The sequence below is a fragment of the Streptomyces showdoensis genome, from assembly GCF_039535475.1.
GTDB lineage: Bacteria > Actinomycetota > Actinomycetes > Streptomycetales > Streptomycetaceae > Streptomyces > Streptomyces showdoensis.
On the sequence record NZ_BAAAXG010000026.1, the window covers coordinates 3,310,125 to 3,331,902 of the forward strand.

A 21,778-nucleotide genomic window follows, 5' to 3' on the forward strand; every position below is an offset into this window, starting at 1 on the left:
AGCAGGCCGGCGGCGGCGCCGGCCAGGCCGGTGCGGGCCTTCACTTCTTGCGGCCGCTCAGGAGGAAGCCGATGCCGACGCCGACGACGGTGCCGATGCCGATGACCCACCAGATGTCGAAGCCGGACTCGTCGTCCTCGGCGGTGGTGGAGGCCTGGGAGTTGTCCGGCGCCTTGGGGGCGGGGCCGGTGGCGTTCAGCTGCTCCAGGAGGTCGGCGCTGCCGAAGCTGCGCGGGTCGGTGTCCATGGCGTGCGCGGCGAAGACCAGCTGGGCGTAGGCGGCGGGGCCGCTCTCCTCGGCCCACTTGGCGGAGTTCTTCTCCAGCCAGGCCAGGGCGCCGGCGGCCTCCTTCTTCGCGCCGGCCGCGGCGAGCGCGACGACGGCGTCGGCGGTGTTGCCGTAGTCGGGGAGCTCGGCGGTCTCGGCGGCGCCGGGCATCGGCGGGGCGGTGAGGTGGCCGGTCTTCGCGAGCTGGGCGGCGAGGTAGGCGGCGCCGTTGAGGGCGGCCCGGTCGGCGGTCTGCTTCGGCAGGTCCTTGCAGACCGGGGGCTGCTCGGGCTGGGCGCCGCGGGCGGTGATGCCCTTGCCGAGCGCGCCGAGGGTGGCGGCGGCGGTGGCGTCGGCGTTGGCGAAGAGCTTGCCGGTCTTGTCGGGCTGGTAGGCGAAGGCGCCCGCGCCGTCCTTGTCCGTGCAGGGCAGGGCGAAGGTGAGCAGGGCGTCGTACGGGCTCTTGCCGTCGGCGGACTTCACGTCGCCGGGGCGCTCGCCGGCGGCGACGAAGGCGCTGACGACGATCGAGGTGGAGTTGGCGTCGCTGGGGCCGCCGGGGACGTAGCTCCAGCCGCCGTCCTTGTTCTGCACGCTCTTGAGCCAGGCGGCGCCCGCCTTGGCGGCCTTCGCGGCCTTCTCGGGGGCGGCGGACTGGCGCTGGACCGCGGCGAGCGCCTGCACGGCGGCGGCGGTGGCGTTGCTGTCGAGCATGGTCGTGGCGGCGCAGGGCTTCGCCGGGTCGGGGCGGTACGAGGCGAAGGCGCCGGAGTCGCACTGCTGGCCGAGCAGCCAGTCCACGGCCTGGTCGGCGGGCTGGATGCCGGAGGTGCGCTGGGCGAGGAAGGCGAGCGACTGGCGCCAGACGCCGTCGTAGGTCGGGTCCTTCGTGCCGTAGAGACCGGCCGGGATCTTCGCGGGGGAGGGGGTCGGCGACGGTGCGGCGGCGGCCACTCCGGCGGCGGTGGTGCTGAGCACGGCACCGGCCGCGAGTGCGGCGGCGACACGGCGAACGCTGATCATGGGTCCCTCTCCTGCGGGCACCGGACACCGGCACCCGGGGAGCCAGCCTCCGGCGCCGTATTCCTCGACGGTGCCGGCGCTCACGTCCCGTACCGGGCATTCCGACTTGCCACCCGCGGGTGGCTCACGGCTGCGGGTCAGTGCCGGATTCCCACCGGCTTCCCCCTGTACGGGCATGACGACGACCGCCCACTCTACCGGCCGCGACCGGCCCGGCCGGGGCGCCGTGCGTCACACCGGGGCGGGGCCGGGGGCCCTCAGACCGCCTGATAGGCGACCGGGTCGGTGCCGGCGAGCGGCTCGGCGCGGCCCTGTTTCACCAGGCGGCGGAGGTGGGCCTCGGCCTCGCTGACGGCGATGTTGCGGGAGCCGTGCGGGATCAGTTCCCAGGGGCGGTTCCACTCCATGCGCTCGGCGAGCTGCCAGGGGGTGAGCGGGACGGCGAGGAGGGCGAGCAGTCCGGCGAGGCGTTCCTCGTGGTGGTCGAGGAGCTCGCGGACCCGGCGGGCGGCGTCGGGGAAGGCGTACTGGTGGGCGGGGAGCACCTCGGCGACGCCGAGCCGGCCGATGCGTTCGAGCGAGTCGAGGTAGTCGCCGAGGGGGTCGGCGGCGGTGGTGGTCTCGTCGGGGTCCTCGTACAGGCCGATGTGCGGGCTGATCTCGGGGAGCAGGTGGTCGCCGGAGAAGAGCCGGCCGTGGCCGGGCAGCCCGGCCGGGTGGGCCTCCTCCAGGTGGAGGCAGACGTGGCCGGGGGTGTGGCCGGGGGTCCAGACGGCGCGCAGCCGGCGGCCGGCCAGGTCGAGCAGCTCGCCGGGGACGATCTCCCGGTCGGGGAGCGCGGAGGACAGGCCGGGCAGGGTCCGCATCCGGCCGGCGGCGCGGGCGGCGAGCAGCGGGGCGGTGTGTTCCTCGGGGGCCCCGACGGCGGCCAGCTTGCGGGCCAGGTAGTCCAGCCAGCGGCCGGGTTCGGCGCTGCCGGTGCGCCGGACGACGGCGATGTCGGCGGCGTGCATGGCGATCCACGCCCCGGACTCCTCCCGGACCCGTCCGGACAGGCCGTGGTGGTCGGGGTGGTGGTGGGTGACGACGACGCCGTGGACCTCTCGGACGTCGAGGCCCAGCACCGCGAGCCCGGAGGTGAGTTCGTTCCAGGAGGCGGGGTCGTCCCAGCCGGTGTCGATCAGGACGGGGCCGCGGTCGGTGTCCAGGACGTGGACGAGGGTGTGGCCCAGGGGGTTGTCGGGGATGGGCACCCGCAGCGACCAGACGCCGCCGCCGTGCTCGGTCACCTGGTCGGTCGGCTGCGTCATGAGCGCCCTCGTCTCTGCGTACGGGTACGGCCGTCGCAGCACTATAACGAGAACTGACGTAGCGTCAGAACGGCTTGACGGGATCGACTTCGGGAGATCCGATCAGTCGATCCGATCAGTCGATCCGCTGGCAGACCGGCACGGGCAGCCGCGGCGACCACGTCTCCGTCGTGTGGTCGTACGCGCGGGCGTAGCCGTTGTTGCCGGGGGCGCAGGGCGAACTGACCGTGGTCTCCACGTAGATCGCGCCGCCGGGGGTGATCGAGTGCGTCTGCGCGATGACCGTCTGGCGGAACACGACGGTGCCGTTGTTGAGCTTCACCAGGAGGGTGACCCGGCCGCCGACGGTGAAGTTGCCGCCGCCGATCTTCAGATGGTGGTTGAAGGTGTACTGGAACAGGAAGGGGTCGGGCGCCTTCGTGACGACGGAGAGGGTCTCGGGTGCGACCGGCGTGGCCGGCGCGGGGGCCGCCGCGGCGGCCGGCACGATCAGGGCGACCGAGGCGACGGACGCCAGCGCGACGGCGGTCGCGCGGCGGGCCCGGTGCGGATGAGAGCGCGCGAGGGTACGCATGGCTGCTCCTCAGGGCGTGGGGGAGCGGTGACATCGGCGGCCGGGGTGCGCGCGCGGGCCGCGGGTTCTTCCCGCTCCTCCTCGAAGTCTAGAACAGCGGGCTCCGTCACGCCTGCCGGTCCCGAGTCTGGCCAAGCAGAACTAGAACTGGTATCAGTTCTGAAACACAGTCAGATATCGACGTCCAGATATCGGCATCGGCGCGTGGTTCCGGGAGGCAGTCGGTCATGACCGAGCTTGTGGAGCACGGAAAACTGTTCATCGGCGGCGAGTTGACCGACCCGCTCGGCAGCGAGGTCATCGAGGTGATCTCCCCCCACACGGAGGAGGTCATCGGCCGCGTCCCGCACGCCGCCGAAGCCGATGTCGACCGGGCCGTCGCCGCCGCCCGCCGGGCCTTCGACGAGGGTCCCTGGCCGCGGATGACGCTGGAGGAGCGGATCGAGGTCGTCGGGCGGATCAAGGACGCGATCGCGGTCCGGCACGAGGAGATCGCCCGCTCGATCAGCGCGCAGAACGGCTCCCCGTACTCCTGGTCCGTCCTCGCCCAGGCGCTCGGCGCGATGATGGTCTGGGACTCGGCGATCACCGTGGCCCGCGGCTACGCGTACGAGGAGCGGCGCGCCGGGGTCCTCGGACCGCTGCTGGTGCGGCGCGAGCCGGTCGGGGTCGTCGCGGCGGTGGTGCCCTGGAACGTGCCGCAGTTCACCGCCGCGGCCAAGCTCGGCCCCGCGCTGCTGGCCGGCTGCACGGTGATCCTCAAGCCCTCGCCGGAGTCGCCCCTCGACTCGTACATCCTGGGCGAGATCGCGGCCGAGGCCGGGCTGCCGGAGGGCGTGCTCTCGATCCTGCCGGCCGACCGCGAGGTCAGCGAGTACCTGGTGGGGCACCCCGGCGTCGACAAGGTCTCCTTCACCGGTTCGGTCGCGGCCGGCAAGCGCGTGATGGAGGTCGCCGCCCGCAACCTCACCCGGGTCACCCTCGAACTGGGCGGCAAGTCCGCCGCCGTGATCCTGCCCGACGCCGACCTCGACGCGGCCGTCGCCGGGATCGTCCCCGCCGCCTGGATGAACAACGGGCAGGCCTGCGTGGCCCAGACCCGCATCCTCGCCCCGCGCTCCCGCTACGAGGAGATCGCCGAGGCCTTCGCCGCGGCGGCCGGCGCGCTCGTGGTCGGCGACCCGCTGGACCCGGCGACGCAGGTCGGCCCGCTCGTCGCCCGCCGCCAGCAGCAGCGCTCGCTCGACTACATCTCCATCGGCCAGGCCGAGGGCGCCAAGGTCCTCACCGGCGGCGGGCGTCCGGCCGGCCTGGAGCGCGGCTGGTACGTCGAGCCGACCCTCTTCGGAGGCGTCGACAACTCCATGCGGATCGCCCGCGAGGAGATCTTCGGCCCGGTCATCTGCCTCCTGCCGTACGGGGACGAGGACGAGGCCCTGCGGGTGGCGAACGACTCCGACTACGGTCTGTCCGGCAGCGTGTGGACCGGTGACGCCGAGCACGGCGTCGACTTCGCCCGCCGGGTCCGCACCGGCACCTTCAACGTCAACACCTTCAGCCTCGACATGCTCGGCCCCTTCGGCGGCTACAAGAACTCCGGCGTCGGCCGCGAGTTCGGCCCCGAGGGCCTGGGCGAGTACCTGGAGCACAAGATGATCCACCTGCCGGCGGGGTACGAGGGGCCGGGTGGCGCGTGATGGGCGACCGCTGGCACGTCGAGGTCGACCGCACCGTCTGCATCGGCTCCGGCATGTGCGTCAACCACGCCCCCCAGGGCTTCCGCCTCGACACCGCCCGCCAGTCCCACCCGCACGAGGCCGAACTCGACGCCAACGAACGGGTCCTGGCGGCGGCGGAGGGGTGTCCGGTGGAGGCCATCTCGATCACCCTGGTGGACGGCGGGGAGACGGTATTCCCTCCCGAGGAGTAGGCGGCGGCCCTGGCTCGCGCACCCGTTCCCGCGTGCAAAACTACTCCCTTGATCGCGAGGGCGACGTGCCCTCGTGCACGGGGAAGCAGGAGTGTTGTGCGCAAGGCGAGTTGGGTGGCCGTGGCCGCCGGTGCGGTGCTGTTGGTCGCGGGGTGCAGTGCTGGTTCGGAGGGCGGGGCGCCGCACGAGGCGGCTCCCGGGAAGGGCGGCGGCGCGGCCGGGGGCGGCGGGCTTTCGGCCGCCGCCGTGAAGAAGGAGATCGAGACCGCCGCCACCGCCGCGGGGTTCACCCAGGACGCCACCGGCGACGCGGTGCCGGCCGGGCTGGAGAACTGCATGGTCTCCTGGACGCCCGACACCGAGAAGGCCGTCAACCCCAAGAAGTCCTACACGGACACGCTCGACGCGCTCGGCAAGGGCGGCTGGAAGGAGGGGCAGGGTGTCGACCAGGGCGAGTCGAGGTTCGTGCCCCTCACCAAGAGCCAGTGGAAGCTGAAGGCCAGCGAGCACACCATGGGCGAGTTCAAGATGGTGCTCTTCATCGCCAGCGACACCACGCCCGCGTGCGAGGAGCTGTTCAAGGCCGACCTGGAGAAGGAGAAGGCCAAGAACAAGAAGTCCTGATCCCGAGGGCTTCAGCCGCGTCCGGGGGTCTCGCCGGCCCCCGGCGCGGTCAGGTCGATCAGCCGGCAGACCGTCTCGATGTCGATCTTCACCTGTGCGATCGAGGCCCGTCCCGACAGCCAGGTGATCAGCGCCGAGTGCCAGGTGTGCTCGATCACCCGCACCACCGAAAGCTGCGCCGGCGTCGGGTGCTCGGTGCCCATCGCGTCCAGGATGATCGCCGTGGTCAGCCGCGACACCGTGTCCACCTCGGGGCTCACGCTGCGGTCCGCGAAGGTCAGCGCGCGGACCATCGCGTCCGCGAGCTGCGGTTCGCGCTGGAGCGCCCGGAAGGCCCGCATGAGCGTCTCGGCCACCCGCCCGGCCGGGTCCGTGCCGGCCGGCGGACGCTTGCGGAGCGTGGTGTGCAGGTGCTGCAGCTGGTCCTGCATGGTGGCCACCAGCAGATGGATCTTGGAGGGGAAGTAGCGGTAGAGGGTGCCGAGCGCGACCCCGGCCGCCTCCGCCACCTCCCGCATCTGCACGGCCTCGAACCCGCCCCGCCCGGCGAGCTGCGCGCTCGCCGTCAGGATGCGCCGTCGGCGCGCCTCCTGGCGCTCCGTCAGAGGCGGCGACGCCGGTCTGTCTTCCACGGTCATGAGGCCCCGTTCCGTGCGGTGGAGGAGCGACAGTATCGCGGGGCTCCGGCCGTGGCGCGAATCACCCGATCCGGCTTCTCGCGCCGGAGCTACCTGCCGGTAGATTCTGTGCTCCTTGAAGGATCAAGAAGATCAAGCCAGAAGATCATGAACGATCAAGTCTGTAACTTGTTCTAGATTAGCGCGGGCGGTTACGCTCCCGCGAAATACACGCTCGAAGGGGGTCGCACATGACCGCGGAGGCCATAGAGGCAAGCCCCCGGCAGGGTGTCGGGCCGGGCGGTGACCGTCCGTTGCGGATCGCTCTCCTCACGTACAAGGGGAACCCGTTCTGCGGCGGTCAGGGCGTCTATGTCCGCCACCTCTCCCGCGAGCTCGCCCGCCTCGGGCACAGCGTCGAGGTCCTCGGCTCCCAGCCGTACCCGACCCTCGACGAGGGCGTCCCGCTCACCGAGATCGCCAGCCTCGACCTCTACCGCCAGCCCGACCCGTTCCGCACCCCGAAGCGCGAGGAGTACCGGGACTGGATCGACGGTCTGGAGGTCGCCACCATGTGGACCGGCGGCTTCCCCGAGCCGCTGACCTTCTCGCTGCGCGCCCGCCGCGCCCTCGCCGCCCGCCGCGGCGACTTCGACGTCATCCACGACAACCAGACCCTCGGCTACGGACTCCTCGGCGGCCCGCGCGCCCTCGGCGCCCCGCTCGTCACCACGATCCACCACCCGATCACCGTCGACCGGCAGCTGGAGCTGGACGCCGCCGCCGACTGGAAGCGCCGCGCCTCCGTCCGCCGCTGGTACGCCTTCACCCGCATGCAGAAGCGGGTCGCCCGCCGGCTGCCCTCCGTCCTCACCGTCTCCGGCACCTCCCGTCAGGAGATCGTCGAGCACCTCGGCGTCCGCGCGGACCGCATCGGCGTGGTCCACATCGGCGCCGACACCGACCTGTGGTCGCCCGACCCCTCCGTCGCCGAGGTCCCCGGCCGGATCGTCACCACCTCCAGCGCCGACGTCCCGCTCAAGGGCCTGGTCCACCTGATCGAGGCGCTCGCCAAGCTGCGCACCGAGCACCCGGACGCCCACCTCGTCGTCGTCGGCAAGCGCGCCGAGGACGGGCCGGTCGCCCAGGCCATCGAGCGGTACGGGCTGGAGCGCGCCGTCGAGTTCGTGAAGGGCGTCACCGACGCCGAGCTCGTCGACCTCTACCGGTCCGCCCGGGTCGCCTGCGTCCCCTCCCTGTACGAGGGCTTCTCGCTGCCCGCCGCCGAGGCCATGGCCACCGGCACCCCCCTGGTCGCCACCACCGGCGGCGCGATCCCCGAGGTCGCGGGCGCCGACGGCGAGACCTGTCTGGCCGTCCCCCCGGGCGACGCCGGCGCGCTGGCCGCGGCCCTCGGGCGGGTGCTCGGCGATCCCGCGCTCGGCGCGCGGCTCGGCGCGGCCGGACGCGAGCGGGTCCTGGAGCGCTTCACCTGGGCGCGGGCCGCCCAGGGCACCGCCGAGCTGTACCGTGCCGCGATCGCCGCGCAGGGCGCGCAGGCCTCCCTCCACCGCGAAAGCAGGAACCCGTGCTGACCGTCGACTTCACCCGCTTCCCGCTCGCCCCCGGCGACCGCGTGCTCGACCTGGGCTGCGGCGGGGGTCGGCACGCCTTCGAGTGCTACAAGCGCGGCGCACAGGTGGTGGCCCTCGACCAGAACGCCGAGGAGATCCGCGAGGTCGCCAAGTGGTTCGCGGCGATGAAGGAGGCGGGCGAGGCCCCGGCCGGCGCCACCGCCACCGCCATGGAGGGCGACGCGCTCAACCTGCCCTTCCCCGACGAGTCCTTCGACGTCGTCATCATCTCCGAGGTCATGGAGCACATCCCGGACGACAAGGGCGTGCTCGCCGAGATGGTCCGGGTGCTCAAGCCGGGCGGCCGGATCGCCGTCACCGTCCCGCGCTACGGCCCCGAGAAGGTCTGCTGGGCGCTCTCCGACGAGTACCACGAGGTCGAGGGCGGCCACATCCGCATCTACAAGGCCGACGAGCTGCTCGCCAAGATGCGCCAGGCCGGCCTCAAGCCGTACGGCACCCACCACGCGCACGCGCTGCACGCCCCGTACTGGTGGCTGAAGTGCGCCTTCGGCGTCGACAACGACAAGGCGCTGCCGGTGAAGGCGTACCACAAGCTCCTGGTCTGGGACATCATGAAGAAGCCCGCCGTGACCCGGATCGCCGAGCAGCTGCTCAACCCGGTCGTCGGCAAGAGCTTCGTGGCCTACGCGACCAAGCCCCACTCCCCCTCGCTCCGCGGGGGACACCCCCAGCCCGTGGACGCCGCCCAGTGACCTCTCCCGAGCGGATGGCCGAGCACCTCGTCCTGCCGGGCGTGCTGACCGCCGAACAGGCCGCCGAGACCGTGGCCGGCATCCTCGCCGTGCAGCGCGAGGACGGCGCCATACCGTGGTTCCGCGGGCACCACCTGGACCCGTGGGACCACACCGAGGCCGCCATGGCCCTCGACACCGCCGGCGAGCACGAGGCCGCGGCCCGCGCGTACGCGTGGCTGGCCCGGCACCAGAACGCCGACGGCTCCTGGTACGCGGCCTACCGGGACGGCGACCCCGAGGACGTCACCGACCGCGGCCTGGAGTCCAACTTCGTCGCGTACATCGCGGTCGGCGTCTGGCACCACTACCTGTCGACCGGCGACGACGCCTTCCTCGACCGCATGTGGCCGGTGGTCTACGCGGCCGTCGAGTTCGTCCTGCGGCTGCAGCAGCCCGGCGGCGAGATCGGCTGGAAGCGCGAGGCCGACGGCACCCCGGTGGACGAGGCGCTGCTGACCGGGAGTTCCTCGATCCACCAGGCGCTGCGCTGCGCCCTGGCGATCGCCGAGGAGCGCGAGGAGCCGCAGCCCGACTGGGAGCTGGCGGCCGGGGCGCTCGGTCACGCGATCCGCAGCCACCCCGAGCGCTTCCTCGACAAGTCCCGCTACTCGATGGACTGGTACTACCCGGTCCTCGGCGGCGCGGTGACCGGGGCGCAGGCCACGGCTCGGATCGACGGGCGCTGGGACGAGTTCGTCGTCCCCGGCCTCGGCGTGCGCTGCGTGGTGCCCAACCCCTGGGTCACCGGCGGCGAGAGCTGCGAACTGGCGCTCACCCTGTGGGCGATGGGGGAGTCGGACCGGGCCCTGGAGATCCTCCAGTCCATCCGGCACCTGCGGGCCGCCGACGGGACCTACTGGACGGGGTACGTCTTCGAGGGCGAGCAGGCGTTCTGGCCCGAGGAGCAGACCACCTGGACCTCCGGTTCGCTGCTGCTCGCGGTGGCGGCGCTCGGCGGCGACGAGGCGACGGTCGCGGTCTTCGGCGGCGAGCGGCTGCCGCGCGGACTCGACCCCGACTGCTGCGCCTGAACGCCCCTTGATCCGTGCGCGATGCACGTAAAAGCGGTCGTTCGAGCGGCTCTAGTATGTCCACGTCCATGACTGGCATGGACATGCATATCAGGGAGAATCGGACACAATGGACCGTGCGGGGTCGGTCACAGACCTTGCTGGCGAACTGCTCGCGCTGAAGAAGGCGTCGGGGTCGAGCTTCGCCCAGCTCAGCGAGAAGACCCACTACGCCAAGTCGTCGTGGGAACGGTGGGTCAACGGCAAGCAGTTCCCGCCGCGCGACGCGGTCGAGAGCCTCGCGAAGCTCTGCGGGACCGACCCGGCGCCGCTGCTGGCCCTCTGGGACGAGGAGGAGGCCCGGCGCGCCGCGCCCGAGGCCGACCCGGACGGGACGGAGGCCGCGGCCGAGGACGCCGCCCCGGCCCGCGGCCGCCGCACCCTCTGGGTCTCGCTCGTCCTCGCCGTCCTCCTGGTCGCGGGCGCGGCCACCTACGCCGCCGTCGCCCTCTCCGGCTCCGGCGAACCGCAGGCCAAGCCCAAGCCCCCGGTGAAGGTCGCCGGCCCGGCCACCGGCTGCACCCTCACGAAGTGCGAGGGCAAGGACCCGAAGAAGATGAACTGCGGCGCCGACGCGGTCACCGTCCGCACCGGCTCGATCCCCAAGGACCTCGTCATCGAGCTCCGTTACAGCCGCGCCTGCAAGGCCGCCTGGGGCCGCATCTCCTTCGCCGAGGTCGGCGCCACCGTCGTCGTCAACAACTCCGACGGCGCCGCCCAGGCCGACGTCGTCCACTACGACCGCGACGTCTACACCCCGCTGATCGCCGCCCCCGACGACGGCTCGGTCTGGGTCTGCGCCGCCCTGCCGAAGAAGAACGGCAAGGACAGCGTGCCGACCTGCACCGGCCGCTTCATCCCGAGCGCGGAGTCGCACCAGCCCTGAGGGCGCTCCACTCGCTCACGCCGTGCCCGCGAGCACCTCGCGCGAGCTCGTGTCCTGCCGGGCCAGCAGCGCCGTCCAGTCCTTCACCACGGCCGGATTGGCGTCCAGCCAGCGCTGCTGGACGGCGGCGAGCCGGGTGTACGCGGTGGTCAGATAGCCGGTCTCGCTCTTGCAGCGCAGATCGGCCTTCAGCACGGCCCCGGACGGGGCCTTGGGCAGCGCCAGCGGATCGCGCAGCCCCGGGAATCCGGCCCGCTCCATGCACTGCTGCCAGCGCCCGGTGGCGTTCCGGAACGCCGGGTCCTTCTCCACGTCCGTGCGCGCCTGCTCCTGCGCCTCGAAGAGCATGATCCGCACCTGGAGCCAGCGCATCCGGCCGTCGCCCAGGACCCGCTTCTCCGCGTCGGCGAGGCAGCCGTTGCCGGGCCTGGACACCTTCATCCCCTTCGCGCCGACGGCGGTGACCCGCTTGCCCTGGTCGCCGAAGAGCGCCTTGGCGAACGCGGGGGAGGCCTCCGGGCTGCCGGGCTTCGGCGGCTTCTCGCCGGGCGGCGCCTGGGCGGGCGGTGCCGCGGACGGGGCGGTCTCCAGGCCGAAGGGGCGGGGCCGCTGGTCCTCGTCCTCGTCCGAGGCCGCCGGAGTGGCGGGCGGGGCGTAACGGAAGCCCTGCCGGGCCATGCAGTCGATGGCGTACCGGCGCTGCGCCTCGGCGCCGCGGTAGTGCGCGTCGGTCCAGGCGAAGACGCGGTCGGTGACGGGCGGCAGCCGGTGCAGACGCTCCAGGGCCTCCGCCGAGGCGAGGGTCCCGTCGGACGGGGCCGGCGCCGCCTCGGAGGCCGAGGTCAGCATCGTCCCCCCGGCGACGGCGGCTCCGCCCGCGAGGACGGCGGTGAGGGCGAGCAGGACGCGGCGGCTCGGCCGGTGCATGGTGGCGGGTGCCTTTCGTCGGTACGCGGTCGGCGTGGGTGGGGCCCGGTGCACCCCTGTAGCACCGGGCCCCCGCTCACGCGCGGGGCGTGAGGGTCAGAAGCAGCGGATCGTCGTCGACGGGCGCAGCTCCAGCGAGCTGGCCGCGTTGCGCTGCGAGTCGTTGAGCTGCGAACCGAAGACCTCGCTGCCCGGGTTCACGCAGAAGAGCAGGCCGCCCTTGTAGTCGATGTCCCGGTAGTAGTGGCTCTCGTAGCCGCCCGTGCTGGAGTTGCTCGCCGACCAGAGGGCGTCGTTCACGTTGGTGCCGTAGCCGCCCGTGCCCGGGTTCTTGTTGAACCAGTCGTCCGTGAAGTTCCGGTCGCTGTTGTAGAAGTCGTGCGCGGCGCTGTCGCCCAGGTTGCCCCAGTAGACGCAGTGGTAGCCGGCGCCGCACATGTAGCCGGCGGACGCCTGGCTCGCGGTGGCGATGCCGCCGCCGACGAGGAGGGCGGTGGTCGCCGCGACGGCCGCGGCCTTCCTGCGGAGCCCCGTGGTCATGCGCATGAAAGTCGATCCTTCTGTTCGGCATTGCGTACGCAACCGCACGCGGACGTCAGGCTCGCACCCGGCGCCCGGTGCCGTATTGGAAAAAACCGCCGGGTCGGAACGTTGCCGCTCAGCCCGCGATCCAGGCGCTGGACGTCCCCCGGTCCGCGAGGAAGCGGCCCGGCGGCAGGCCGGTCAGGGCCGTGAAGTCGCGGCTGAGGTGCGCCTGGTCGTAGTAGCCGCAGCGGGCGGCCGTCTCGGCGGGCCGGTCGCCCTCGGTCAGCAGCCGGATCGCCCGGTTCAGCCGCAGGATCCGGGCCAGCCGCTTCGGACCGAGCCCGATCTGCTCGCGGAACCGGGTCTCCAGGTGCCGCTGGCTCCACCCCGTGGCCGCCGCCACCTCGCGGATCTGCAGCGCCCCCGCGGACCGCTCCAGGAGCCGCCAGGCCTCCAGGACGGCCGGCGCGGGCCCCGTGTCCCCGGCCGCCTCCGCCTCCGCCGACCAGCGCAGCAGCGTCTCGTCGAGCAGCGCGAACCGCTCCGGCCAGCCCGGGGCCTCCGCCAGCGCCTCGGCCAGGTCGCGGGTCCGGGCGCCCATGACGTCCGCCGGGTCGGCCAGCGTGTCCGTCAGCTCCGTGAGCGCGGTGCCGCCGAAGAAGCGGCGCGCCGCCCACGGGGCCAGCGCCAGCTCCACGCCCTGGACGTCCCCGCCGTGCCCCAGCACCCGCGCCCGGGTGTGCAGCCCCGAGACCAGGGACGTGTGCCGTCCCGCGTCCCGGATCCGCAGCTCGCCGCCGAAGCCGATGAGCAGCGACACCCGCCCGCTCGGCACCACCAGCCGTTCCTGCGGCACCCCCGCCGCCGACCGGAACCCCCGGTACGTGCCGATCCCCCGTCCCAGCCGGGCGTCCGGCGCCCCGTAGAACCACTGACACCGTCCGCCCCCCGTACACACGCGGCGTCTCACCATCGAAGTCCCGTACCTCCCCTGCCCGGAACCGTCCCGGGCCGGTGATCCACTCTCCGACCGGCCCGCGGGGCGGGCCAGGGGCGACGGCGTCCCAGGGACACGGTGGGACGTCCCACGGCTCTGACCTGCGGGGATGACCGGAGGAAGGGATGGAGGAGCGCGGATTTGAGCACCGGCGGAACCCGTACGGAGTCACCCCGGTGGCGCACCCCGGTGCCCCGGGTGAGGCTGGGGCCTGCCCGGCGGATCAAGGCCCGGCGCCACAGCCCCCACGGAGGTCCCTCGTGCCCAGCCTCGTCCGCGCGCGGCGCGCCGTCGTCGCTCTCCTCCTGTCCGGCGCGCTGCTCACCACGACCGCGGCCTGCGGCGGCGACGGCTCGCAGTCGATGACCACGAGCTCCGACGCGACCCCGAGCGGCTCGGCGAGCTTCGAGCAGCAGCGGCTGGCCAAGACCCGGTTCGTCGCCAACGCGGGTCTCGCGGCGGGTGCCACGTACCAGTGGATCGTGAAGCCCTACCGCGAGGGCAAGTTCAAGAAGGGCGCGGACGGGCGCACCTTCGCTCTCGTGAAGGCGGGCCTGGCGGGCGCCTTCACCTACAACCGGCTCAAGGCGGCCGTGAACAACGCCAAGGGCGACCCGTTGCTCTCCAAGGCGGTGGTACCGCTCACCGCCGGCATCGAGTCGCTGAAGGAGCTCGGGACGAAACTGCGCAAGGGCGAGGCGTCCGACGCCGACATCGGCTCCTTCGACAGCATCATCAACCAGGTGAAGGAGGCCGGGAAGAGCGCGGGCGCCGAGGTCGTCGACAAGGTGCCCAGCACGTCCCAGCTGAGCGGCGGCTGACCGGCCGGGTCAGGAGTTGAGCTCCGCGAGGACCCGGAGCGTGGCGGGGTCCGGCGCCGTGACCAGCAGGTCGGTGACCGGGCCCTTGCGCCATGCGGCGAGCCGTTCGGCGATCCGCTCGCGCGGGCCGACCAGCGAGATCTCGTCGGCGAAGGCGTCCGGCACGGCGAGCACGGCCTCCTGGCGCCGCCCGGCCGCGAACAGCTCCTGGATGTGCCGCGCCTCCGCCTCGTACCCCATGCGCCCCATGAGGTCGGCGTGGAAGTTGCGGGCCGCGTGCCCCATGCCGCCGATGTAGAAGCCGAGCATGGCCTTGACCGGCAGCAGGCCCTCGGCGACGTCGTCGCAGAGCTGGGCGCGGACCATCGGGGCGACCAGGAAGCCCTCGCGGAGCCGCTCGGGCAGGGCGTAGACCTCGGCCCAGCGCCCGGGCGACCAGTAGAGCGGCAGCCAGCCGTCGGCGATCTCGACGGTCTGGGCGATGTTCTTCGGGCCCTCGGCGCCCAGCAGGACCGGCAGGTCGGCCCGGAGCGGGTGGGTGATCGGCTTCAGCGGCTTGCCGAGCCCGGTGCCGTCGGCGCCGGTGTACGGGTGGGAGTGGTGGCGCCCGTCGAGCGTCACCGGCCCCTCGCGCCGCAGCACCTGTCGGATCACGTCCACGTACTCGCGGGTCGCGGTGAGCGGCGAGCGCGGGAAGGGGCGCCCGTACCAGCCCTCGACGACCTGCGGCCCGGAGAGCCCGAGCCCGAGCATCATCCGGCCGCCGGAGAGGTGGTCGAGGGTGAGCGCGTGCATGGCGGTGGCGGTGGGGGTGCGGGCGGCCATCTGCGCGACGGCGGTGCCCAGCCGGATGCGGCTGGTGTGCGCGGCGATCCAGGTGAGCGCGGTGAAGGCGTCGGAGCCCCACGCCTCGGCGGTCCACACCGAGTCGTAGCCGAGCCGCTCGGCCTCGCGGGCGAGTTCGAGGTGGGTGGCGGAGGGGCCGCGGCCCCAGTAGCCGAGGGCGAGTCCAAGGCGCATGACGGCCAGCCTTCCTGACGAAGCGTCAGATCTGTGGGTCGGCCTGGACTGTACGACAACGGCCCCCCGCCCGGAAGGGCGAGGGGCCGCTGAGGGCCTGCCGGCGGGGCGGGTCAGCCGCGCTGGATGCCGGTGGTGTCCTGGAGGACGCCGCGGCGGCCGTCCTGTGTCTGCGCGACCAGGGCCTGGCCGCGCTGCTCGACCGCGAGGTACCAGGTGCCCGGCGCCAGCTCGGCGATGGGCGCCTGGGAGCCGTCCTCCGCGTACAGCGGACGGGCCACCGGGACGGCGAACCAGAACGGGGCGAAGTCCGCGGCGGGCGCCGGAGCGGCGGACTGCTGCGGCTGGGGCTGCGGGGCCTGCGGCTGCGGGGCCTGGTGCTGCTGGGCCTGCGGCTGCGCGCCGAAGGGCTGGCCGGCACCGTGCGACGGGTCCGGCTGGCCGCCGTACGGCTGCGGCTGCTGCTGGGCGCCCGGGTAGCCGTAGCCGCCGGGGACGCCCTGCTGGCCCGGCTGCATGCCGTACGGCTGCGGGGTCTGCGGCTTCGGGGCGCCGAGGAGCGGGCCGCCGAGGGCCGGGACCAGCGGGGCCGCGACGGCCGCGCCGGCCAGCACGAGCGAGGCGATCAGGCCGAGGATGAGGCCCGCGCCGGCGTTCTCCGACTCGAAGACCCACATCAGCAGGGTCCAGGCGGACGCGATGCCGAACGCGGCACCGACCTGGCCGAACTCCAGACCGGCCACCTTGCGCGGCTGCGCCTGCGGCAGCGCGCGCGAGAGGACCACGAGCGCGGCGCCGGCGATGCCGAGGAAGAAGGAGCCCCAGCCGAGCGGGGACACCTCCCACGAGTTCGGCAGGTCGACCTTGTCGCAGATCGCGGCGCTGGCGTCACACCCGGAGATGCTGAGGAACGAGGCGATGAACAGCACCACCGCTGCGCCGATCAGCACGCCATCGCCTCGGGTGAGGGAGCGGATATTCACGTAAGAATCCTTCGTCGGGTCGTCTCGTCGGGGTGGCGCGGATCACGGGGGCGGCCCCATCGTACGGAGCATCGTACGGAGCGAATCTATCGTCCGTTCCCCGGGACGCCGGGCCCTACCCCTTGAGGTAGGCCCCGATGCCGTCGGCGATGCCCTGCGCGGCCTTCTGTCGCCACGCGGCCTCGGTCAGCAGCTTGGCATCCTTCGGATCACGCATGTTGCCGCATTCGATGAAGACTTTGGGGACGGTCGAGAGGTTGAGGCCCCCCAGATCCTTCCGCACATCCAACCCGGTACCGGAACCGATGTAGTTGGCGGGGTGGGTGCCGGTCGCGCGCCCGAACCGCGCGACCAGCTTCTCGCCCAGGCTCCGGGAGGGCCCGACGATCTTCGTGGTGTCGGCGCCGCCCTCCTGCACCCGCGCGGGCAGGATCACGTGGAACCCCCGGTTCCCGACCGCGGAGCCGTCCGCGTGGACGGAGACGACGGCGTCGGCCTTCGCGGCGTTCCCGATCCGGGCCCGCTCGTCGATGCAGGGGCCGAAGGCGCGGTCGGCGTCGTGCACCAGGACGACCTTGGCGCCCTGCGCCGCGAGGAGGTCGCGCAGGCGGTGCGAGACGTCGAGGGTGAACGCGGCCTCGGTGTACCCCGCGTTCGTGGACGTGCCGGTGGTGTCGCACTCCTTGCGGTTCGTCCCGATGTTCACCTTCTTGTTGATTTCCGCGGTATGGCGGAAATTGCCGGGATTATGCCCGGGGTCGATCACGAGGGTCCGCCCGGCGAGCGGCAGCACCTTCCGCGGCGGCCCGGCCGGGATCGCCCCGCTGCCGGGGCCGGTGGCCTGGGCGTTCGCCTGGGCGCCCGACGGGGCGCCGGTCCGCTCGGCTCCGGCGGTACGGGGGGCCTGCGTCGCCGACTCGGCGGAGCCCCCGCAGCCCGCGAGGGCGGCGCAGGCGGTCAGGGCCAGGGGGAGGGCGAGGAGTTTCCGGTCGTACGGCACCCCGCGACTGTAGGCGTTCCGGCGCCGGATTGCCCGTATCGCTGGACGTGTGTGGGGAGAGGGTGAAGGGTATGTGGGGGGCACTGCAGCAGCGACCACAGAGGGGGAACCTGTGGCGGGGGAAGACCGCAACAGCGCAGACGACGACCGGGGCCGGCAGCCGTCGCCCTGGGAATGGACGGGACCCGGGGCGCAGCAGCCGCCCGGCCCGCCGCAGCGGCCGGGAGCGGCGGCCGGACCGCCGGACCCCCGCGTCCAGCCCGGCCCGAACCCGTACGCGGACTCCGGCTTACCGCCGCAGCCGCAGCCGGGACCGTACGGGCAGCCGCCCGTGCCCCCCGACCAGCCGCCGGTGATGGTCGCGACGCCACCGCCGCCGCCCGGACCGCCGCCCGGCCCGCCCAACCCGGCACAGGCCGCCGCCGTCGCCCTCCTGAACCTCTCCTGCCTCGGCCTCGGCTACGTCCTGCTCAGGCACTGGAAGTCCGCGGCCCTCTGCTGGGCCGCCACCGTCGCCCTGCTCGTCGTCGCCCTGCCGGCCGACCCGGACGGCATCCCCCTCGGCGTCCTCGTCGCGTACGGCGTCTTCCTCCTGGCCGTCGCCGCCGACGGCTACCGGCGCGGACTGCGCGCCACCCCCGCCGCCCTGGAGCCCCCCGGCCGCCGCAAGCTGGTCCTGCCCGTCGCCCTCGCGCTCCTGCTCGTCGTCCCGGCGGGCGGCACGTTCGCCTACGGCGCGGCCCGCGACGAGGCGATCGAGCAGCAGCTCATGGACACCCTGACCGCCGCCGACGGGCTGGTGAAGCAGGCCGAGGGCCAGTCCTTCACCAGCGTCGAGGTGACCTACAACTCGGTCCTCGCGACCTACCAGAGGATCGGCACCGAGCACGCCGGCTCGCGCGCCGGGAAGCTGGTCCCCGCCCGGCTCGCCGCCTACTACACCTCGGTCTCCCTCCCGTACACGAAGAAGGACTACTGCGCGGCCGTCCCGGGCCTCAAGCACCTGCGCGCGCTGCCCGGCAAGGTCGACCGCGGACTGCTCGGCAGCCTGGTCGGCAAGGCCGACGAGCCGCTGGCCGAGTCCTGGTTCCAGTGCGGCACCACCACGATCGGTTCGGCCGGCCAGGAGAAGACCTCGGGCGACTACCTCAACGACCTCACCAAGACCTTCCCGCAGTCCCCCTTCACGCCGAAGATCGAGCCCACCCTCCGCGAGGGCCTGCGCACCCGCGAGAAGGCCCTGGGCGTCGCCCCCTGCGACGGCCTCGCGGAGATCGGCCGCTTCCGGACCACGGTCGGCATGCTGCCGAGCGAGACCTACGCGAGCCTCGGCACGGACACCAAGCGGGTCATCCAGCGCGGCGAGTTCGGCTGCGGCCTCGACCGCTTCAAGAAGAAGGAGTTCAGCGAGGCGGCCACGGCGATGACCGACTACGCCAAGACCTACCCGGACAGCCCGCAGGCCGCCCAGGCGCGCAACATCGCCATCGCCGCCGAGATCGCCGAGGAGACCCCGGCGGCCGGCAACAAGGTGCCCTCGGGTGCCACGGTCGACGGCTCGGGCCAGGTCATGGTCATCAGCAACGACGGCCCTGGCGAGGTCGAACTCCTCTACACCGGCCCGGTCACCGGCCGCCTCACCATCCCGTCCTGCGCGAGCTGCAAGAGCTACCCGACCCTCCTGCTGCCCGTCGGGGAGAAGGTCAAGCCCTGCTCCGGCCCCTCCTCCAAGTACCCGAAGCGGACCCTGACACTGCCCCCGGGCAGCTACCAGATGCTCCAGAAGCGGGAGGGCACCGGCACCTCGGCCGGCATGAAGAAGCCGAGCAACGCCAAGATCGAGTCGGGCTACAGCTACACCAACTGCCTCTATGTGACCTCAGGGTTCTGAAACTCCCGGAAAGGTCACCGAGCGTGTCCACGGCCGGGCCCTGCGTTTGCGGGGCCCGGCCCACGCGCGGATAGTGAGGACCGAGGGGTGTCGTGGCCCCCTCCTCTTCCTCCTCCTGCACCGCTCCTGCGCTAGAGAGGAGCGTTCCCATGCGTATGCGCAAGGACACGCGGTCGCGTCGCCTCGTGACGACGTCGACGATTCTGATGGCGGGGGGCGTCATGCTCCTCCCCGTCCCCGCGGTCGCCCACCCCGCGGCGGACACCGGCTCCTCGACCTCCGCCGAGGCGCGGATCTCGGGCGCCTCGTTCCAGGTCCGGAACCTCCAGACCGGCAAGTGCATGACGCTCGCCGGCGGCGAGTCCACCGACAACAACGTCGAACTCGTCCAGTTCGACTGCGACACCCACCCCTCGCGCCGCTGGCGGGTCACCAACTGGAACGGCGAGTCCTACCAGCTCGTCAACCGGCAGACCGGCAAGTGCGCCACGGTCGCGGGCGGCAGCGGCGGCAACAACAAGCCGCTCGTCCAGTTCGACTGCGACGACCACCCCTCGCGCCGCTGGCGGGTGGCCAACTGGAACGGCAACTCCTACCAGCTCGTCAACGTCCGGACGGGCCTGTGCGCGACGGTCGCGGGCGGCCGGTCGACCGACAACAACGTGGGGCTCGTCCAGTTCAGCTGCGACAACGACGCCTCGCGCCGCTGGGTCATGAGGATGGCCGGGAACGTGGGCGGGTAGCCTCCGGGTCCTCCTGCCGGCGCTGGCCGGGGAGGGGCACCTTCGGGCGCCGACGCTCGGGGCCGCGGCGGTGCGACCGGGCCACGGTGAACAGTGACGCGGCGTACCAGACCATGACCCCGACGCCCCACCCTCCGAAGGCGTCCCAGGCGAGGCCGACGCTGGGCACCAGCAGGCACAGGTAGGCGAGCCGGAGCCGCCATCGATGGAAGGTCAGAGACGGGACGTCCAAGCGGATGCTGTATTCGCTGATGATGATCCAGTCGTCGATGAAGAACGCGAACACGTAGGCAAGCGTCGTCATCCAGAGGCCGTCGAGCCCGTGCCCCCTGAGCAGCCACATGATGGTGAGGGCGGCGAGGAAGACGCCGCCCTGGGCGTTGGTGATGAGGAGCTGGCGCAGCTTCTTCCAGAGCTCCGCCGTGCTGCCGTCGTGTCCGAAGAGCGTGCGCAGGAAGCTGATGTGCCGCATCAGCACGGTCACGCCGACGGCCATGGTGGTGAGCTGGAGGATCAGCGATCCGTTCGACAGGCGTTCGGCGAGGCTGTTCAGCGTGGCCTGGCGATCGGTGAAGATCATGGGCAGCCAGTGCCCGATGGTGCCGGCCGGACCGCTGAGCGCCATCACGCAGCAGGCGACCGCCAGCGCCAGGTTGGTGGCTCCCTGGCCGAAGCTGGTGCTGAGCCTTCTCGACTGCTCGGAGAAGTGGTCACGGATCCTGCGTGGACCGTCGACGGGCAGCTGACCGGACATCTCCCGGGCCTCCGCCCGGGTCCCGCCCGCGGCCGCCACGAGGCACGCCACCACGTACGTGACGCCGCCCGCCCACAGTGCCGAGTGAATGACCGGGTCGTCGAGTAACTGCACCTGGGGACCTCTTACGCGCACGGGGCCACTGTGATGGCCGGTCGACCGAGGGCCGCCATCCTCGCAGCGGAAGAGGCCGCGCGAAGGCGTTTTCGGCGCATTCGCCCGTACGGGAATCGGGGGCGGTTTCCGGCCCCCTCCGGCCCCGCCGCGTCAGCCCCGCCGGCGCAGCACCCGCAGCGAGTCGGTGACCGAGATCTCCTCGAACTCGCCCGACTCGATCGCCCGCAGATAGATCCGGTACGGCGCCTGGCCGCCGTCCTCCGGGTTCGGGAACACGTCGTGGATGACGAGGATGCCGCCGGGCGCGACCTTCGGGGCCCAGCCCTCGTAGTCGTTGGTCGCGTGCTCGTCCGTGTGCCCGCCGTCCACGAAGACGAAGCCGAGCTGCCCCGCCCACACCTTCGCCACCTGCGGCGAGCGCCCGACCACCGCGATCACGTACTCCTCCAGACCCGCCTTGTGCAGCGTCCGGCGGAAGGTCGGCAGCGTGTCCATCGCGCCGACCTCGGGGTCCACCACGCTCGGGTCGTGGTACTCCCAGCCCGGCTGCTGCTCCTCGCTGCCCCGGTGGTGGTCCACGGTCACCGCGACCGTCCCGGCCGCCCGCGCGACGTCCGCGAGCAGGATCGTCGAGCGCCCGCAGTACGTGCCGACCTCCAGCAGCGGCAGCCCCAGCTCCGCCGCCTCGGCAGCCGCCGCGTACAGCGCGAGCCCTTCCTTGACCGGCATGAAGCCCTTCGCGGCCTCGAAGGCGGCGAGGATCTCGGGGGTGGGCTCGGTGGCGACCATGGTCGGCTCCTCCTACTGGCGGGTACGCGCTTACGGGCGCCCATGCTGCCCTACCCGTCGCACTCGAACCACACCGTCTTCCCGTCGCCTCCTTCCCGCACCCCCCACCGGTCCGTCACGGCCTCCACCAGTGCCAGCCCGCGCCCGCCCTCGTCCAGCGGGCCCGCCGCCTTCGCCACGAGCGGCCCCGGCACCCGGTCGGACACCTCCACCCTCAGCCCGTACGGCTCGCGCAGGATCAGCACCGTGCACCGGCGCCCCGGCACGTGCCGGACCACGTTCGCGACGAGCTCGGTGAGCGCGAGCCCGGCGGCGTCGGCCAGCCGGTCGAGCCCCCACCGCGCGAGGAACATGCGGAGGATGCGGCGCATGTGACCGGCGGAGTGCTCACCCACGGTGAAGCCCATCCGGTAGCTCGCTTCAAGTTCCGCAGGGTAGAGGTCTGTTGCCTGATTCATGCCTCCAGGTTGGAGCGGCATCGCTACGCTCGGCTACGGACTGGATTCAACGCCTGAGA

The 21,778-nt window shown here is 72.8% G+C and carries 23 protein-coding genes and 1 riboswitch; of the genes, 10 read left to right on the top strand and 13 right to left on the bottom strand.

Annotated elements, in window-relative coordinates; all coding sequences use genetic code 11:
* Positions 1-40: 40 nt before the first annotated feature.
* The 3 genes from ABD981_RS28160 to ABD981_RS28170 all read right to left on the bottom strand — a co-directional run bounded on the left by ABD981_RS28160 (position 41) and on the right by ABD981_RS28170 (position 3,175).
* A complete protein-coding gene (locus tag ABD981_RS28160; RefSeq protein WP_205628120.1) occupies positions 41-1,291 on the bottom strand; it encodes an SCO2321 family membrane protein in 1,251 nt (416 codons plus the stop codon).
* A gap of 94 nt (positions 1,292-1,385) precedes the next feature.
* Positions 1,386-1,456: riboswitch (cobalamin riboswitch) on the bottom strand.
* Between the two features lie 92 nt (positions 1,457-1,548).
* Positions 1,549-2,601: a Strvi_7410 family MBL fold metallo-hydrolase gene (locus ABD981_RS28165; RefSeq protein ID WP_046906419.1), complete on the bottom strand. Its 1,053-nt coding sequence runs from the start codon at positions 2,599-2,601 to the stop codon at positions 1,549-1,551.
* A gap of 115 nt (positions 2,602-2,716) precedes the next feature.
* Positions 2,717-3,175 (bottom strand): hypothetical protein, encoded by a 459-nt coding sequence (locus tag ABD981_RS28170; RefSeq protein ID WP_046906420.1) that lies wholly within the window; start codon positions 3,173-3,175, stop codon positions 2,717-2,719.
* 227 nt (positions 3,176-3,402) lie between these two features.
* Here ABD981_RS28170 and ABD981_RS28175 point away from each other — a divergent pair, with 227 nt between their 5' ends.
* From ABD981_RS28175 to ABD981_RS28185, 3 genes are all read left to right on the top strand, one after another.
* Positions 3,403-4,872: an aldehyde dehydrogenase gene (locus tag ABD981_RS28175; RefSeq protein WP_046906421.1), complete on the top strand. Its 1,470-nt coding sequence runs from the start codon at positions 3,403-3,405 to the stop codon at positions 4,870-4,872.
* Positions 4,872-5,105 carry a ferredoxin gene (locus tag ABD981_RS28180; RefSeq protein WP_046906422.1) on the top strand — a complete coding sequence of 78 codons (234 nt, stop codon included), beginning with the start codon at positions 4,872-4,874 and terminating at the stop codon, positions 5,103-5,105. Before ABD981_RS28175 ends, ABD981_RS28180 begins: the two co-directional genes overlap by 1 nt.
* Positions 5,106-5,201: 96 nt before the next feature.
* Entirely contained in the window at positions 5,202-5,729 is a 528-nt protein-coding gene (locus ABD981_RS28185; protein ID WP_046906423.1) for a hypothetical protein, read from the top strand.
* 11 nt (positions 5,730-5,740) lie between these two features.
* Here the strand turns inward: ABD981_RS28185 and ABD981_RS28190 are convergent, their stop codons facing one another.
* Positions 5,741-6,367, bottom strand: a complete 627-nt coding sequence (locus ABD981_RS28190) for a TetR family transcriptional regulator (RefSeq protein WP_046906424.1) — start codon at positions 6,365-6,367, stop codon at positions 5,741-5,743.
* Positions 6,368-6,597: 230 nt separating this feature from the next.
* On the opposite strand from ABD981_RS28190, the gene ABD981_RS28195 reads away from it, so the two are divergent.
* From ABD981_RS28195 to ABD981_RS28210, 4 genes are all read left to right on the top strand, one after another.
* Entirely contained in the window at positions 6,598-7,941 is a 1,344-nt protein-coding gene (locus tag ABD981_RS28195; RefSeq protein ID WP_046906425.1) for a glycosyltransferase family 4 protein, read from the top strand.
* On the top strand, positions 7,935-8,696 hold the full coding sequence (locus tag ABD981_RS28200; RefSeq protein WP_046906426.1) for a class I SAM-dependent methyltransferase: 762 nt from the start codon (positions 7,935-7,937) through the stop codon (positions 8,694-8,696). Before ABD981_RS28195 ends, ABD981_RS28200 begins: the two co-directional genes overlap by 7 nt.
* A gap of 14 nt (positions 8,697-8,710) precedes the next feature.
* Positions 8,711-9,769, top strand: coding sequence for a prenyltransferase (locus tag ABD981_RS28205; protein ID WP_382748339.1), 1,059 nt, complete (start codon positions 8,711-8,713; stop codon positions 9,767-9,769).
* A gap of 109 nt (positions 9,770-9,878) precedes the next feature.
* Positions 9,879-10,694, top strand: coding sequence for a DUF2690 domain-containing protein (locus tag ABD981_RS28210; protein ID WP_123954267.1), 816 nt, complete (start codon positions 9,879-9,881; stop codon positions 10,692-10,694).
* 15 nt (positions 10,695-10,709) lie between these two features.
* Here ABD981_RS28210 and ABD981_RS28215 read toward each other — a convergent pair whose 3' ends face one another.
* The 3 genes from ABD981_RS28215 to ABD981_RS28225 all read right to left on the bottom strand — a co-directional run bounded on the left by ABD981_RS28215 (position 10,710) and on the right by ABD981_RS28225 (position 13,104).
* A complete protein-coding gene (locus ABD981_RS28215) occupies positions 10,710-11,621 on the bottom strand; it encodes a hypothetical protein (RefSeq protein ID WP_046906428.1) in 912 nt (303 codons plus the stop codon).
* Positions 11,622-11,717: 96 nt separating this feature from the next.
* The gene (locus ABD981_RS28220) at positions 11,718-12,167 is read right to left on the bottom strand and encodes a hypothetical protein (protein ID WP_046906429.1); all 450 of its coding nucleotides are present in this window, start codon (positions 12,165-12,167) and stop codon (positions 11,718-11,720) included.
* 112 nt (positions 12,168-12,279) lie between these two features.
* Entirely contained in the window at positions 12,280-13,104 is an 825-nt protein-coding gene (locus ABD981_RS28225; RefSeq protein ID WP_046906430.1) for a helix-turn-helix domain-containing protein, read from the bottom strand.
* Positions 13,105-13,403: 299 nt separating this feature from the next.
* Between ABD981_RS28225 and ABD981_RS28230 the strand changes: the two genes are divergently transcribed.
* The gene (locus ABD981_RS28230) at positions 13,404-13,964 is read left to right on the top strand and encodes a hypothetical protein (RefSeq protein ID WP_046906431.1); all 561 of its coding nucleotides are present in this window, start codon (positions 13,404-13,406) and stop codon (positions 13,962-13,964) included.
* Positions 13,965-13,973: 9 nt separating this feature from the next.
* On the opposite strand, the gene ABD981_RS28235 is transcribed toward ABD981_RS28230, so the two are convergent.
* From ABD981_RS28235 to ABD981_RS28245, 3 genes are all read right to left on the bottom strand, one after another.
* Positions 13,974-14,984, bottom strand: coding sequence for an LLM class F420-dependent oxidoreductase (locus ABD981_RS28235; RefSeq protein WP_046906432.1), 1,011 nt, complete (start codon positions 14,982-14,984; stop codon positions 13,974-13,976).
* 113 nt (positions 14,985-15,097) lie between these two features.
* A complete protein-coding gene (locus tag ABD981_RS28240; RefSeq protein WP_123954269.1) occupies positions 15,098-15,967 on the bottom strand; it encodes a DUF5336 domain-containing protein in 870 nt (289 codons plus the stop codon).
* A gap of 115 nt (positions 15,968-16,082) precedes the next feature.
* Positions 16,083-16,967 carry an N-acetylmuramoyl-L-alanine amidase gene (locus ABD981_RS28245; RefSeq protein ID WP_046906434.1) on the bottom strand — a complete coding sequence of 295 codons (885 nt, stop codon included), beginning with the start codon at positions 16,965-16,967 and terminating at the stop codon, positions 16,083-16,085.
* 112 nt (positions 16,968-17,079) lie between these two features.
* Here ABD981_RS28245 and ABD981_RS28250 point away from each other — a divergent pair, with 112 nt between their 5' ends.
* Both ABD981_RS28250 and ABD981_RS28255 read left to right on the top strand, forming a co-directional pair.
* On the top strand, positions 17,080-18,858 hold the full coding sequence (locus ABD981_RS28250) for a tol-pal system YbgF family protein (RefSeq protein ID WP_345530398.1): 1,779 nt from the start codon (positions 17,080-17,082) through the stop codon (positions 18,856-18,858).
* A gap of 149 nt (positions 18,859-19,007) precedes the next feature.
* Positions 19,008-19,601, top strand: coding sequence for an RICIN domain-containing protein (locus ABD981_RS28255; protein WP_240495124.1), 594 nt, complete (start codon positions 19,008-19,010; stop codon positions 19,599-19,601).
* On the opposite strand, the gene ABD981_RS28260 is transcribed toward ABD981_RS28255, so the two are convergent.
* The 3 genes from ABD981_RS28260 to ABD981_RS28270 all read right to left on the bottom strand — a co-directional run bounded on the left by ABD981_RS28260 (position 19,570) and on the right by ABD981_RS28270 (position 21,719).
* Positions 19,570-20,469, bottom strand: coding sequence for a hypothetical protein (locus ABD981_RS28260; RefSeq protein WP_046906436.1), 900 nt, complete (start codon positions 20,467-20,469; stop codon positions 19,570-19,572). The genes ABD981_RS28255 and ABD981_RS28260 overlap by 32 nt on opposite strands.
* A 153-nt stretch (positions 20,470-20,622) precedes the next feature.
* Positions 20,623-21,261, bottom strand: coding sequence for a class I SAM-dependent methyltransferase (locus ABD981_RS28265; protein WP_046906437.1), 639 nt, complete (start codon positions 21,259-21,261; stop codon positions 20,623-20,625).
* Positions 21,262-21,311: 50 nt separating this feature from the next.
* Entirely contained in the window at positions 21,312-21,719 is a 408-nt protein-coding gene (locus ABD981_RS28270) for an ATP-binding protein (RefSeq protein ID WP_046906438.1), read from the bottom strand.
* Positions 21,720-21,778 lie beyond the last annotated feature (59 nt).

Coding starts and splice junctions, on each gene's coding strand:
- ABD981_RS28160 (WP_205628120.1), bottom strand. CDS start 1,291: ATGATCAGCGTTCGCCGTGTCGCCGCCGCACTCGCGGCCGGTGCCGTG.
- ABD981_RS28165 (WP_046906419.1), bottom strand. CDS start 2,601: ATGACGCAGCCGACCGACCAGGTGACCGAGCACGGCGGCGGCGTCTGG.
- ABD981_RS28170 (WP_046906420.1), bottom strand. CDS start 3,175: ATGCGTACCCTCGCGCGCTCTCATCCGCACCGGGCCCGCCGCGCGACC.
- ABD981_RS28175 (WP_046906421.1), top strand. CDS start 3,403: ATGACCGAGCTTGTGGAGCACGGAAAACTGTTCATCGGCGGCGAGTTG.
- ABD981_RS28180 (WP_046906422.1), top strand. CDS start 4,872: ATGGGCGACCGCTGGCACGTCGAGGTCGACCGCACCGTCTGCATCGGC.
- ABD981_RS28190 (WP_046906424.1), bottom strand. CDS start 6,367: ATGACCGTGGAAGACAGACCGGCGTCGCCGCCTCTGACGGAGCGCCAG.
- ABD981_RS28195 (WP_046906425.1), top strand. CDS start 6,598: ATGACCGCGGAGGCCATAGAGGCAAGCCCCCGGCAGGGTGTCGGGCCG.
- ABD981_RS28205 (WP_382748339.1), top strand. CDS start 8,711: ATGGCCGAGCACCTCGTCCTGCCGGGCGTGCTGACCGCCGAACAGGCC.
- ABD981_RS28210 (WP_123954267.1), top strand. CDS start 9,879: ATGGACCGTGCGGGGTCGGTCACAGACCTTGCTGGCGAACTGCTCGCG.
- ABD981_RS28215 (WP_046906428.1), bottom strand. CDS start 11,621: ATGCACCGGCCGAGCCGCCGCGTCCTGCTCGCCCTCACCGCCGTCCTC.
- ABD981_RS28220 (WP_046906429.1), bottom strand. CDS start 12,167: ATGCGCATGACCACGGGGCTCCGCAGGAAGGCCGCGGCCGTCGCGGCG.
- ABD981_RS28235 (WP_046906432.1), bottom strand. CDS start 14,984: ATGCGCCTTGGACTCGCCCTCGGCTACTGGGGCCGCGGCCCCTCCGCC.
- ABD981_RS28255 (WP_240495124.1), top strand. CDS start 19,008: ATGCGTATGCGCAAGGACACGCGGTCGCGTCGCCTCGTGACGACGTCG.
- ABD981_RS28265 (WP_046906437.1), bottom strand. CDS start 21,261: ATGGTCGCCACCGAGCCCACCCCCGAGATCCTCGCCGCCTTCGAGGCC.
- ABD981_RS28270 (WP_046906438.1), bottom strand. CDS start 21,719: ATGAATCAGGCAACAGACCTCTACCCTGCGGAACTTGAAGCGAGCTAC.